Below are 13,534 nucleotides of genomic sequence, written 5' to 3' on the forward strand. Positions count from 1 at the left end.
AAAGAATTGAATATTCAAATCGAATATCAAGACATCCGAGGCCATACAAGCGATTGTATGGAACAAACAAAACAAACCTAAAACCAGAGGATGCAACGCTATGCATCCCAGATGAGTAATCCGCACCCGCAGATGAAAGTCATTTTGGTTAAGCTATAAAGAGCGCAGGGTGGATGCCTTGGCACTAAGAGCCGATGAAAGACGTGATAAGCTGCGAAAAGCTTCGGGGAGGAGCAAATATCCATTGATCCGGAGATATCTGAATGGGGAAACCTGGCTGAGAAGCCCTCAGCCACTGTATGGTAAATCCATAGCCATACAGAGGGAACCCGGTGAACTGAAACATCTAAGTAGCCGGAGGAAGAGAAAGAAACATCGATTCCGGGAGTAGCGGCGAGCGAAACCGGAGGAGCCTAAACCAGCGTGCGTGCACGCTGGGGTTACGGACTGCAAAAGTGAGCCGAATCGTTAATGGAACTGTCTGGGAAGTCAGACCGTAGAGAGTGAAAGTCTCGTACATGAAAGCGATAGGCAGCGGCAGGATCCAGAGTACCGCGAGACACGTGGAACCTTGCGGGAAGTCGGGGGGACCACCCCCCAAGGCTAAATACTCCTTAGTGACCGATAGCGCATAGTACTGTGAAGGAAAGGTGAAAAGGACCCCGGGAGGGGAGTGAAAAAGAACCTGAAACCCTGTGTTTACAAGCTGTGGAAGCACGTTAAGGTGCAACCGCGTACTTTTTGTAGAACGGTCCGGCGAGTTGCCGTTGCTGGCGAGGTTAAGAGCTATAGGCTCGGAGCCGAAGGGAAACCAAGTCTCAAATGGGCGTCAAGTCAGCGAAGGCAGACCCGAAACCGGGTGACCTATCCATGTCCAGGATGAAGCGGAAGTAAAATTCCGTGGAGGTCCGGATCCACATCCGTTGAAAAGGGTGGGAATGAGGTGTGGATAGGGGAGAAATTCCAATCGAACCCGGAGATAGCTGGTTCTCCTCGAAATAGCTTTAGGGCTAGCCTCGTATTAGTTTAGCGGAGGTAGAGCACTGAATTCCTAAGGGGGCGTCAAAGCTTACCAAGGGATATCAAACTCCGAATGCCGAATAAATGATGTACGGGAGTCAGACTGCACGAGATAAGTTGGGTAGTCAAAAGGGAAAGAGCCCAGACCTACAGCTAAGGTCCCCAAGTGTGTGTTAAGTGGAAAAGGATGTGGGATTTCAGAGACAACTAGGATGTTGGCTTAGAAGCAGCCACACATTCAAAGAGTGCGTAATAGCTCACTAGTCGAGAGGTCCTGCGCCGAAAATGTCCGGGGCTAAAACACAACACCGAAGCTTAGGAACCCCAAGGGGTTGGTAGAGGAGCATTCTTAGCGCAGCGAAGCAGTACCGATAAGGAGCTGTGGAGCGCTAAGAAGAGAGAATGCCGGAATGAGTAGCGAGATGGAGGTGGGAATCCTCCAGGCCGAATATCTAAGGTTTCCAGAGTAAAGCTGATCTGCTCTGGGTAAGTCGGGGCCTAAGGCGAGGCCGAGAGGCGTAGCCGATGGACAACAGGTTGAAATTCCTGTACCGCATATCATCAGAACTGTGGGGACGCAGAAAGGTATCACATCCTGGGAATGGGAAGACCAGGGCAAGCGAAGATAGGAGCCGGAATGGCAAATCCGTCCGGTAATCCGAATGCGTGATGCGAAGCGAACAAAAGTAGCGAAGTGTGAGATCCGGGCTGCCAAGAAAAGCCGCTATAGTGTGATATGTGCCCGTACCGTAAACCGACACAGGTGGATGAGGAGAGAATCCTAAGGCCGGCGGGAGAAGCATTGTTAAGGAACTCGGCAAAATGACCCTGTAACTTCGGGAGAAAGGGTGCCTGAGAAATCAGGCCGCAGAGAATAGGCTCAAGCAACTGTTTAGCAAAAACACAGGTCTATGCAAAACCGTAAGGTGAGGTATATGGGCTGACGCCTGCCCGGTGCTGGAAGGTTAAGAGGAGGGGTTAGCGGAAACGCGAAGCTCTGAATTGAAGCCCCAGTAAACGGCGGCCGTAACTATAACGGTCCTAAGGTAGCGAAATTCCTTGTCGGGTAAGTTCCGACCCGCACGAAAGGCGTAATGATTTGAGCGCTGTCTCGACAATGCACCCGGTGAAATTGAAATACCAGTGAAGATGCTGGTTACCTGCGCCAGGACGGAAAGACCCCATGGAGCTTTACTCCAGCTTGATACTGGGATTCGGTACTGCATGTACAGGATAGGTGGGAGGCAAAGAAGCAAGGACGCCAGTCTTTGCGGAGCCGCTGTTGGGATACCACCCTTGCGGTATTGGGTTTCTAACCTGCGCCCATGACCTGGGCGGGGGACAATGTCAGGTGGGGAGTTTGACTGGGGCGGTCGCCTCCGAAAGGGTATCGGAGGCGCTCAAAGGTTCCCTCAGGATGGTTGGAAACCATCCAAAGAGTGCAAAGGCATAAGGGAGCTTGACTGCGAGACCGACGGGTCGAGCAGGTAGGAAACTAGGACTTAGTGATCCGGTGGTATGAAAGTGGGATTGCCATCGCTCAACGGATAAAAGCTACCCTGGGGATAACAGGCTTATCACTCCCAAGAGTTCACATCGACGGAGTGGTTTGGCACCTCGATGTCGGCTCATCGCATCCTGGGGCTGTAGCAGGTCCCAAGGGTTGGGCTGTTCGCCCATTAAAGCGGTACGCGAGCTGGGTTCAGAACGTCGTGAGACAGTTCGGTCCCTATCCGGCGCGGGCGAAGGATATTTGAGAGGAGCTGTCCTTAGTACGAGAGGACCGGGATGGACGGGCCGCTGGTGTATCTGTTAGGTTACCAAGCCTATGGCAGAGTAGCCAAGCCCGGACGGGATAAACGCTGAAGGCATCTAAGCGTGAAGCCCCCCTCAAGATGAGATATCCCATCGCAGAAGCGAGTAAGACCCCTTGAAGACGACGAGGTAGATAGGTTGGAGGTGGAAGTGCAGTAATGCATGGAGCTGACCAATACTAATCGGTCGAGGGCTTATCCAAAAGGTTAGGTTGAAATCGGAAAGTTCAATATGTGGTTTTGAAGGTATGTATATGCCTTAAATGGCCCGGTGGCTCAGCTGGTTAGAGCGCCGCCCTGTCACGGCGGAGGTCGACGGTTCGAACCCGTTCCGGGTCGTTTGCATGTTTACATGCAAGACAATTTATATGCAATTTGGGGTCTTAGCTCAGCTGGGAGAGCATCTGCCTTACAAGCAGAGGGTCACAGGTTCGAGCCCTGTAGGCCCCATTCCATGTATTTCTTACAGAAAACTGTATATACTATCAATATGGGCGAATTCCCGAGTGGCCAAAGGGGACAGACTGTAAATCTGCTGGCAATGCCTTCGGTGGTTCGAATCCACCTTCGCCCATTTAAAATGTTTGTTGACAAAACATTTTATAAGTTTTATAATTAAATCCTAGCGCGGGGTGGAGCAGTCTGGAAGCTCGTCGGGCTCATAACCCGAAGGTCGTAGGTTCAAATCCTGCCCCCGCAATTTTTTTTGCAATAAATTATGCAAAAGATAAGCCCAGATAGCTCAGTTGGTAGAGCAGAGGACTGAAAATCCTCGTGTCGTTGGTTCGATTCCGACTTTGGGCATTGAATTAAATAGGGGCGTGTAGCTCAGTCGGTAGAGCACTTGACTTTTAATCAAGTTGTCCCGGGTTCGAATCCCGGCACGCTCATGAACTTTAAATAGCGGTTTTCTTGTTGATGCAGGGAAAACCGCTGTTTTTCTTTACAAGAAATTATATGGAGGAAATGCTTATGAGCAAAAAACGCAGAAATGATGATTCAGCCATAAAAACAGTATTTTTGATTTTGGTTGCAGCAGTTGTTATGGTGACGGCGATCTATGTTGTGGTGACGATTTTTGGAAAGATACAGTCAGATTATAAAAAATTGGAAGCCATAACAGAGGAGGAAACCTCCACAGAAGCTATTGAGATTGAAAAGAAGGAAACGGAAGGCTGGAATGAGACGGACGAAGGCTGGAAGTACCTGATCGACAAAGAGACAGGAAAATATGCTGTCAGCCAGTGGCTGGAGGTCGAAGGTTTCCTGTATTATTTTGATGATAAAGGGATCATGATGACAGGCCAGTGGGAGCATGAGGGCCAAATGTATACCTTCCATGATACAAAGGGATATTTAAAGGATATTCAGGTAGATCTGAGCTATGTTCCTGACAATACGGGGGAAAATCTGGACAGTCTTGTTAGGACAAATGCCTTCTGGTGTTATCTGGATGATGAGGAGGAAGGAATATTTAAGACCATTCTCTACAGAAGAACAGTGGAAAATAAGGTTCTTCCTCTGGGAGATGCAGATGCCCCGGAGAGAACTACGCGCAATTCTATGAGAGCAGAAGGTGATTACGTATATTATCTTCCAAAAGTCAAGGAAAGCAGCACAGCCTTACTCACAGAGGCTGAGAAGGAGCTGTGTGACACTCTTGTAAGGATGATACCAGGCCAGAAGACGAAAGAGATCATTGCTGAGGATGTGGGCGGTTATTTCTTCTTAAATGGTATTATTTATTACTCTCAGAACGGTAAGATATATTCTGCCACATCGGGAACGGAGATGCCTGTAGGAGGAGAGCAGTATTCTGTGATCATAAAGGATGACAGCTGTTATCTGGTAGATGCAATAGGAAATCCTCCCTCCGCCAGTACCGGAGGCAGCATAACAATGGGGGATAGGATCTACCGATTTGATGAGGACGGGAAGATCACAGCGGTAAAGCATGGACAGCCTGTGGCAAACGGTGTCACCTATTACCTGAGCGGAAGCGGTACCAAGAGCGCTGTCTGCAGTAAGACAGCTTCAGGGGATAAAACCGTTATCCACGAAAATTATGGTGTACAGAGCTACTGTATTGTGGATAATTCTATTTTTTACAGCGCTTATGTGGACAAGGCTACAAGCGGTGAATGGTATAGTCAGATATTTAAGGCCGGATTGGATGGAAGCCAGAAGACGGCTGTGAGCCAGAGATTTTTAGGTACGGTAGAAACCATGTATTACTTTGAAGAGGAAGGGGAAATCTATGGAGAATACCATCCCGCTCCCTGGAAACAGGCTTATGGCTCTGTGGTTGTGATAAAGAAAGATGGAACTATATTAAAGCTCCATGACGGGGAGGCCAGAACGGGAAAATATGTGGCTGGAAATGATATGCTGGAGCTGGTTATGGCAAAGGACGGGGAGGTCTACTGCCTCTGGCATGACTGTGAGTGGAGCCAATCCAGGGGGATCACCAGTGTTCTCTGGTCAAAGGCCGTGAAGCTGTCTGCATCCAATAAGACATCAATCGAATTTGCCTCTGAAGAAAAGGAGGAGGAAACAGATGCTGTTATAAAGCCTATCGGATCTGATGTGGATCCTGTGACAGAGGGAACAAACAGAGAGGAGACCTCTGCTGCTACAGGAACGGTAGCGCCCATCTCTCCCATTGAGCCGGCACCTACTACGGCAGTTCCTTCTGCTCCATCGTCTACTGTCCCGGCGCCTACAATACCGGCTCCCAATACGCCGGTACCTTCCACATTGGCTCCCACGGTGCCTGTTCCCACTACACGGCCGTCAGATGAGGTGGAGATCATTCCTATAGGTTGAGAAAAAGCTGTCCTTCCAGTGATATACGATCGCTGGAAGAACAGCTTTTTACGTTACATAGGAAACTCCTCCATAGCCTCCTATGTAACAAAAAGCCCGATCGGCAGGATGCACACGCCGTGCGAAGGAAAATGTGCTCTAAAAAGCAGAGCACGCGCGGTAGCGCGCAAAGCAGGCAAAGCCCCTGGGGATTGAGGAGTGGGGAGTTGAGGCGGGCTTGCCCACTTTGTTCAAAATATGTCTATTTCGGCATATCCTCGTCAAAATCCACGACCACATAAAAACCTCTTGCATTTTCACGGATATCCTTTACAATGCCGTATTCTGATTTGATGCGGTCCCTGGCAGCAAAGCAGCCGGACATGGCTACAGCCGGGTCTATAATATAGCTGTAGCTGCTTGTGCCCTCGCGCTCAATGATCTTTACCTGATCGCCCACATTTACAAGGCCCTGGCGTTCCATTTTAAATTCAACGGTTCTCATATTTTCCCACTTCCTTTCCAACCTCTTCACAGACCATGTTAATGTATTCGGACAGAGAATTTTCCTGGATCCCAACAATAAAATGATTGCAGCGGTTTACCGGGATCAGTATTTTATAGGCCCGGCTGGTGCCGATGGCAGCTGCCATGGCAGGAGTGATCTCCCCTAAAAGAGCATTTGCCATGACAATGCCGATAGGGCCTATGATCATGTCTGCATCCTGGGCATTGACGATAACAGGATTTTCACCAGTGGCACCGTAGGATGCGCCCGCCTTTAGCATGGCGGATGTGGCAATGCTGTTGGTGCCGATGGCATATGTCTCAAGTTCCGGATAGCGCCTGTGGAGCTGTTCGATCACGGCCTTTCCCATGCGGCCGCCCTGGCCGTCGATAATGACAATCTTCATGTAACTACCTTCTTTTTCTATCATTCTACCTGATATATTAACAAAATCGGAATGGAAAGTAAAGGTTATCCACAAAAGCGTAAGGGTATGTAACAGTTCAGACGGCGGGGAAATCTGAACTGTTACAAGGGTATTGACAAATTGGGGGCAAATGTTATAATCAGAGTTAGCAGAAATGCGAAAAGCGCTGAAGGAACCAGTAGTGAACAGGAAGCATCCAGAGAGCAGCCGGCAGGTGGAAGGGCTGTATGCAGAGTGTTTATGAAGACCAGTCCTGAGCTGCGGCAGGGATATCTTAATCTTTTGAGATGAAATGCCGACGTGCCCCGCGTTAAGGGATAAATGAGTGAAAATCAAGGTGGAACCGTGTATATGCACCCTTGGACATAGGAATATGTCCGGGGGTTTTTTATTTCATAGACCAATAAAGACATATTCCAGAAGATACCAAACACAGAAAAGAAAGGAGTGTTTATCACCATGAAAATGATTTTACCAGATGGAAGCGTCCAGGAAGCAGAGGATGAGTTAAGAGTCATCCGCCATACAGCCTCCCATGTGCTGGCACAGGCAGTAAAGAGGCTGTATCCCGAGACAAAGCTGGCGATCGGACCAGCCATTGACGATGGCTTTTACTATGACTTTGACAGAGAGGGAGGCTTTACTCCTGAAGATCTGGAGAAATTAGAGGCAGAGATGGCTAAGATCGTAAAGGAGAACCTGCCTGTAAAACCATTTGTGCTGCCGAGGAATGAGGCAATCCAGTTCATGAAAGAGAAGGAGGAGCCATACAAGGTAGAGCTGATCGAGGATCTGCCGGAGGAGGAGACCATCAGCTTCTATACACAGGGCGAATTCACTGACCTGTGTGCAGGCCCTCATATCATGTATACAAAGGGTGTAAAGGCATTTAAGCTGACAAGTATCGCAGGTGCTTACTGGAGAGGCAGCGAGAAGAACAAGATGCTTACCAGGATCTATGGCACTGCATTTGCAAATAAGGCAGATATGGAAGCTTACCTCACCATGATGGAGGAGGCTAAGAAGCGTGACCACAGAAAGCTGGGCAAGGAATTAGGCCTGTTTATGTTTGCAGAGGAGGGACCAGGCTTCCCATTCTTCCTTCCAAAGGGAATGACCTTAAAGAATACGCTGATCGATTACTGGCGTGAGATCCATCTGAGAGAGGGATATCAGGAGGTATCGACTCCTGTTATCTTAAGCCGTAAGCTCTGGGAGACCTCCGGACACTGGGATCACTACAAGGCTAATATGTATACTACGGTCATTGACGATGAGGATTATGCAATCAAGCCAATGAACTGTCCCGGCGGTATGCTGGTATATAAGTCTCAGCCGCGTTCTTATCGTGACCTTCCTTTAAGAGTGGGTGAGATCGGACTGGTTCATCGCCATGAAAAGAGCGGACAGCTTCACGGCCTGATGCGCGTGCGCTGTTTCAATCAGGATGATGCCCACATTTTCATGACTCAGGAGCAGATCACAGATGAGATCAAGGGTGTAACAAGGCTGATCAATGAGGTATATACCCAATTTGGATTTGAATATTTTGTAGAGCTGTCCACAAGGCCGGAGGATTCTATGGGATCTGACGAGGATTGGGAGATGGCAACAAACGGCCTGCGCAATGCACTGGAGGAAATGGGCTTAAAGTATATTGTCAATGAAGGCGACGGCGCATTTTATGGCCCGAAGATCGACTTCCATCTGAGGGATTCCATCGGACGTACCTGGCAGTGTGGAACGATCCAGCTTGATTTCCAGCTTCCGCAGCGCTTTGAGGCAGAGTATGTGGCCGAGGACGGCACAAAGAAGCGCCCGATCATGATCCACCGCGTATGCTTTGGCTCCATTGAGCGTTTCATCGGTATCCTGATCGAGCATTTTGCAGGAAAGTTCCCTGTATGGCTGGCTCCTGTTCAGGTGAAGGTGATCCCAGTATCTGAGAAGTCTATGGAGTATGCTACAGGCGTATATGAGAAGTTAAAGGCTGCGGGAATCCGTACCGAGCTGGATCACAAGGATGAAAAGGTGGGCTACAAGATCCGCCAGGCACAGCTTGAGAAGGTTCCCTACATGCTGGTGCTGGGTGAGAAGGAGGCCGCAGAGGGCGCGATTACCGTGAGAAGCCGCGATAAGGGCGATCTGGGCGCTGCCGGACTGGACGATTTCATCGCAGATGTGAAGAAAATGATTGCTTCAAGAGAAAAATAAATTTTTATTTTCAAGCGAAAAAGAGGCTTTCGCCCGACTGGCAGGATCGCACTGCGGCGGATCGGAATTATGTCGCTAAATCGGCCCGCCGCAGGAGGAGAAGTCCGCAAACAAAATTCTTTTTTATATCTATGAGCTTCTGATTTACAGATAAAAAGAATGCAGATAAAAATTCTGTATTGAAATCGCATGATCACAATGATATACTACCCTCAAAAAGGCTCTATGATCATGCAAAGGAGAGGTAGATAAAATGAAAAAGGGACTGATAAAGCTTCCGAGAAACCGCGTCAGAAGAAATTACCTGGGAGGTGCGGGGATCGATGCCCTTCATGGGGAAACTGTCTGTGTGGATAATAATATGCCGGAGGAATGGGTTGGTTCTATGGTGGAGGCAACGAACCCAGGCATGGAGGTTATTCCACATGAAGGGCTCATTGCCATTGAGACAGAGAATGGGAAGGAATTTTTGAGAGATATTGTGGATAGGGAGAGAGCGTATTATCTGGGGGAGAGCATCCATAAGGACGGCTCCTGGCAGCTGAGCTTCCTGCTCAAGATATTGGACTCTGCCATGAGACTTCATGTACAGGCTCATCCTTCCACAAAATTTGCAAATGAAGTAATGGGAAAGCCTTACGGAAAGCTGGAATGTTACTTTATCCTGGGTGCAAGGGATGGGATCGATCCCTATATCAGGCTGGGCTTCCAGCATGCACCCACCAAAGAGGAATGGAAGCACATTGTTGAGGTCCAGGATAAGGAAAAAATGGACGGATGCTTTGAGAAGATCCCCGTAAAGCCAGGTGAGGTGTGGTACATCCCAGGAGGAATGCCTCATGCCATCGGCGAAGGAATCACAATGCTGGAGATCATGGAGCCCTCTGACCTTGTTGTGAGATGCGAATTTGAGCGTGAGGGGATCATTGTTCCTGAGGAGGGACGCTTTATGGGCAGAGGCCTTGACTTCTGTCTGGATATCTTTGATTATAAAGAGTACTCCAAAGAGGATATTATTGAAAAATGCAGGATCACCCCCACTGTTCTTGAAAAAAGGGAAGGATTTGAGCGCCTGCGCCTGGTAGATGAAAAGCTGACGCCATGCTTCTTTGTGGAGAAGCTGAAGGTAGATGGTCAGGCAGAGATCAGCCATAACCATATGTTTACCCTGGGGGTTGTGTGCAGCGGCTCCTGCGTCATGAAGGCCGGAGAGGAAGAAATCAGGCTGAAAAGGGGAGACAGCTTTGTGATCGCGGCAGCAGTGGAATCATATGAAATTGCTACGGACGAGGGAACAGAATTGGGAATCGTATATCCGGGAAAGGATATGGAATCATGATTCCAGTTCGAGAGCTTTGCCCTTGAAATCCCATTGCAGAAAGCATAATTTGTTTATAGCCTGAGAAAGTCGGACAGTTTTTCTATCCGGCTTTCTTTTTTTATAAAAAATGTAAATGTTAAGGAGGCGCTAAAATATTGTTAGAGTCATGTTAATGAAATGTTATAGTGTTGCTAAGGTTTGTGTAAATATATTGATAAAGAATATGTAAACGTTTATACTTTCCTTGTTAATGAGGATTTCCTGTAAAAAGAGGGAAATTCTTGTATAAGATCATATTGAAGGAGAGGATATTTGTATGAAGAAGACACATGTAGCAGCAGGATTACTGGCAATGGCAATGATGGCTCTTACCGCCTGCAGCGGTATGCCGGGTATGGGAACAACAAAGGCAGCAGCTCCCGCAGCAACACAGGCAGCAGAGGGTGGAGACAGCGCAGCAGCAGAGGCAGCGCCAGACCAGGTATATGAGCTGAAGATCTCCACTTCCCAGACAGAGCAGGCTCTGATCACAAGAAACTATCAGAAGCTGGCTGATGAGTTAAATGAGAAGTCTGGCGGCAGATTAAAGGTAACCGTATTCCCGGCAGGACAGTTAGGAACGGACGAGGACGTATTAGAGCAGGCTATCCAGGGCGCAAACGTAGCAGTAAATACAGACGCTTCCCGTATGGGCCAGTATGTAAAGGATTTCTCCATCCTGATGATGGGCTACTTTGCAGACAATTATGACGAGTGCTATAAGATCACCCAGACAGATACCTTCAAGGGCTGGTGCGATACCCTTTCCAACGATCATGGCATCCGTATCCTGTCCTTCACATTCTATGACGGACCGCGTGAATTCATGACAAACAAGCCGATCAACACACCGGATGACTTAAAGGGCCTGCGTATCAGAACCATCGGCCAGGAGGTATGTACAGAGACCATCTCCGCAATGGGAGCAACTCCGATCTCCATGTCCTGGGGAGAAGTATACAACGGAATCCAGTCAAAGGCACTGGAGGGCTGCGAGGTACAGAATACATCCAGCTATCCATCCAGGATCTATGAGGTATGCTCCTATCAGTCAAAGACAGGCCATTTCCAGTTAATGCAGGGCCTGATCTGCGGAGAGAGCTGGTTCAAGAGCCTGCCGGAGGATCTTCAGACTCTGTTAGTAGAGACAGCAACAGAGGTAGGAAAGACCACAGCAGCAGATGTAATGTCAGAGGTAGAGGACGCAGAGAAGAAGATGGCAGAGGCCGGCATGACGATCATAGAGCCGGATGTAACACCTTTCAAGGAGGCAGTAGAGCCAGTATATGAGAAGCTGGGCTATGCGGAATTAAGAGCACAGCTTTACAAGGAGATCGGCAAGACAAACTAAGGATTGTGCCGGATTTGCATGGAAGTTTCTTACACAAGGCCCGGAGCCAGACTCCGGGCCTTGTCAAGAGAATAAGATAAGAGCTTTTGTTGTTTGTTATAGAAAGGAAGCTTAGAATGAAGAAAATTTCAGACATGATTTTAAAGGTGGAGGAGCTTCTGGCTGGTATTATGCTGGTTATGATCGCAATCCTGGTATTTTTGTCTGCAGTGGCAAGAACCATCGGTATGCCGATCAACTGGGCACAGGATGTATCCCTGCTGGCATTTGGCTGGCTGACATTTATTGGGGCTGATATCATCATCAAGAATAACAGCCTGATCCGCATTGACATGCTTGCCAATAAGCTGCCAAAGTTTATTCAGAAGGTATTGATGCTGATCTTTGATGTGATGATGCTCACCTTCCTGCTGATCCTGATCGTATATGGTTTTATGCTTGTATCACAGAGCTGGAACAGAACCTTTAACACATTGAAGCTGAGCTATGCATGGTGTACTCTCGCAGTGCCTGTTGGTTCATTTTTCATGTTTTTGAGCATGATCGGAAAATTTTGGAATGATATCAGAAGACCAATGAAAGAATGGGGGGCAGTATAATGTTAAGTGCTATTGGTTTCTTTTTAGTGCTGCTGTTTTTAGGCATGCCTGTTGCATTTGCGATCGCTGTTTCAGGATTCTCATTCTTCCTTATGCGTCCTGAGATCCCGTGGACGATCCTGGTACAGAAGTCACTTTCCACGACACAGTCATTTACCATGCTGGCAATCCCTCTGTTTATCTTTGCCGGCAACCTTATGAACAATACAGGTATCACCTCCAGGCTTGTAAAGCTGGCAAATGTCCTGACAGGACATATGTATGGCTCCATCGGACAGGTATCCGTGGTACTGTCCACCCTGATGGGCGGCGTATCCGGTTCTGCAGTTGCTGACGCAGCAATGGAGTGCCGTATCCTGGGACCTGAGATGACAAAGAGAGGTTATGCTCCCGGCTGGGCAGCAGCCATCAACTGCTTGTCAGGATTGATCGTTGCAACGATTCCTCCTTCCATGGGACTGATCCTCTATGGAACAGTGGGTGAGGTATCCATTGGCCGTCTGTTCGTAGCCGGTTTCCTTCCGGGCTTTATCATGTGTGCATTCATGATGATCGCGACCTCCTGGTCTGCCCGCCACTACGGATATAAGCCGGATCACGATAAGCCATCACCACTTCCTGTAGTCATCAAGTCCTGTATTGAGAGTATCTGGGCTTTGATGTTCCCGGTTCTTCTGATCGTGCTGATCCGTTTCGGCGTAATGACACCATCTGAGTCCGGTGCATTTGCAGTGTTCTACGCTCTGTTTGTAGGTGTGTTCATCTATAAGGAGCTGGATATGGAGAGCTTCAAGAAGTGCGTTGTTGACAGCGTAAAGGATCTTTCTGTTATCACCATGATCCTGGCTTTCTCCGGTATCTTCAGCTACGGCGTTGTATTTGATCAGCTGCCAAAGACACTTACTACCATGTTAGTAGGCCTTACCAGCAACAAGATCATCCTTCTGTTCCTGATCATTGTTATGCTGATCGTATTCGGAATGTTCATGGAGACAACGGTTATCACCCTGATCGTTACTCCTATCCTGATCCCGATCATCACACAGTACGGCATTGATCCGGTTCACTTTGGTATCATCATGATGACCGTAGTTACCATGGGCTGCTCCACACCGCCTGTAGGCGTTGCACTTTACACCTGCTCCAACATCATGGACTGCCCGGTAGAAGAGACGACGAAGTATTCCATACCGCTGTTCATTGCAATCTTTGCCACACTGGCAATCTGCATCTTCTTCCCGAAGCTGGTATTGTTCCTGCCGAATCTGGTGTATGGGGTAAGCGCAGTTTAATGTAATAGAAAAAATGAGCTGTATACTGAAAGAGCTGTCAGTATATGGCTCTTTTTACATATGTATGGAGGTTAAGCTTCTGAAATTTGCGCTCTGGGCGGCGGGAGGGAGGCCGGAGCGACTTTGCAGGACATTAGAAGCACT

At 48.4% G+C, this 13,534-nt stretch carries 8 protein-coding genes, 6 tRNA genes and 1 rRNA gene; 13 read left to right on the forward strand and 2 right to left on the reverse strand.

What is annotated here, in order from left to right; all coding sequences use genetic code 11:
- Positions 1–146: 146 nt before the first annotated feature.
- From LIZ87_RS06860 to LIZ87_RS06895, 8 genes are all read left to right on the forward strand, one after another.
- A 23S ribosomal RNA gene (locus tag LIZ87_RS06860) occupies positions 147–3,037 on the forward strand.
- Between the two features lie 62 nt (positions 3,038–3,099).
- Positions 3,100–3,173 (forward strand) — tRNA-Asp (locus LIZ87_RS06865).
- A gap of 38 nt (positions 3,174–3,211) precedes the next feature.
- A tRNA-Val gene (locus tag LIZ87_RS06870) sits at positions 3,212–3,284 on the forward strand.
- 42 nt (positions 3,285–3,326) lie between these two features.
- Positions 3,327–3,408: transfer RNA gene (locus LIZ87_RS06875), tRNA-Tyr, on the forward strand.
- Positions 3,409–3,460: 52 nt separating this feature from the next.
- Positions 3,461–3,534: transfer RNA gene (locus LIZ87_RS06880), tRNA-Met, on the forward strand.
- A 31-nt stretch (positions 3,535–3,565) separates the two neighbouring features.
- Positions 3,566–3,638 (forward strand) — tRNA-Phe (locus tag LIZ87_RS06885).
- 13 nt (positions 3,639–3,651) lie between these two features.
- Positions 3,652–3,724 (forward strand) — tRNA-Lys (locus LIZ87_RS06890).
- 82 nt (positions 3,725–3,806) lie between these two features.
- Entirely contained in the window at positions 3,807–5,660 is a 1,854-nt protein-coding gene (locus tag LIZ87_RS06895) for a DUF5050 domain-containing protein (protein ID WP_227145983.1), read from the forward strand.
- 241 nt (positions 5,661–5,901) lie between these two features.
- Here the strand turns inward: LIZ87_RS06895 and LIZ87_RS06900 are convergent, their stop codons facing one another.
- Both LIZ87_RS06900 and LIZ87_RS06905 read right to left on the reverse strand, forming a co-directional pair.
- Positions 5,902–6,144, reverse strand: a complete 243-nt coding sequence (locus LIZ87_RS06900; protein WP_227145985.1) for a hypothetical protein — start codon at positions 6,142–6,144, stop codon at positions 5,902–5,904.
- Positions 6,131–6,553: a DUF3842 family protein gene (locus LIZ87_RS06905; protein WP_227145987.1), complete on the reverse strand. Its 423-nt coding sequence runs from the start codon at positions 6,551–6,553 to the stop codon at positions 6,131–6,133. Before LIZ87_RS06905 ends, LIZ87_RS06900 begins: the two co-directional genes overlap by 14 nt.
- A 480-nt stretch (positions 6,554–7,033) precedes the next feature.
- On the opposite strand from LIZ87_RS06905, the gene thrS reads away from it, so the two are divergent.
- From thrS to LIZ87_RS06930, 5 genes are all read left to right on the forward strand, one after another.
- A complete protein-coding gene (gene thrS / locus LIZ87_RS06910; protein ID WP_178316970.1) occupies positions 7,034–8,788 on the forward strand; it encodes a threonine--tRNA ligase in 1,755 nt (584 codons plus the stop codon).
- Positions 8,789–9,041: 253 nt separating this feature from the next.
- The gene (locus LIZ87_RS06915; protein WP_178316969.1) at positions 9,042–10,127 is read left to right on the forward strand and encodes a type I phosphomannose isomerase catalytic subunit; all 1,086 of its coding nucleotides are present in this window, start codon (positions 9,042–9,044) and stop codon (positions 10,125–10,127) included.
- A gap of 298 nt (positions 10,128–10,425) precedes the next feature.
- A complete protein-coding gene (locus tag LIZ87_RS06920; protein WP_227145989.1) occupies positions 10,426–11,499 on the forward strand; it encodes a C4-dicarboxylate TRAP transporter substrate-binding protein in 1,074 nt (357 codons plus the stop codon).
- Between the two features lie 116 nt (positions 11,500–11,615).
- Entirely contained in the window at positions 11,616–12,098 is a 483-nt protein-coding gene (locus LIZ87_RS06925; RefSeq protein ID WP_178316627.1) for a TRAP transporter small permease, read from the forward strand.
- Positions 12,098–13,390 carry a TRAP transporter large permease gene (locus LIZ87_RS06930; RefSeq protein WP_178316628.1) on the forward strand — a complete coding sequence of 431 codons (1,293 nt, stop codon included), beginning with the start codon at positions 12,098–12,100 and terminating at the stop codon, positions 13,388–13,390. The genes LIZ87_RS06925 and LIZ87_RS06930 overlap by 1 nt, the downstream gene beginning before the upstream one ends.
- The last annotated feature ends 144 nt before the right edge of the window (positions 13,391–13,534 follow it).

Origin of the sequence: Lacrimispora sp. 210928-DFI.3.58, from assembly GCF_020554865.1 — a bacterium.
Lineage (GTDB): Bacteria > Bacillota > Clostridia > Lachnospirales > Lachnospiraceae > Enterocloster.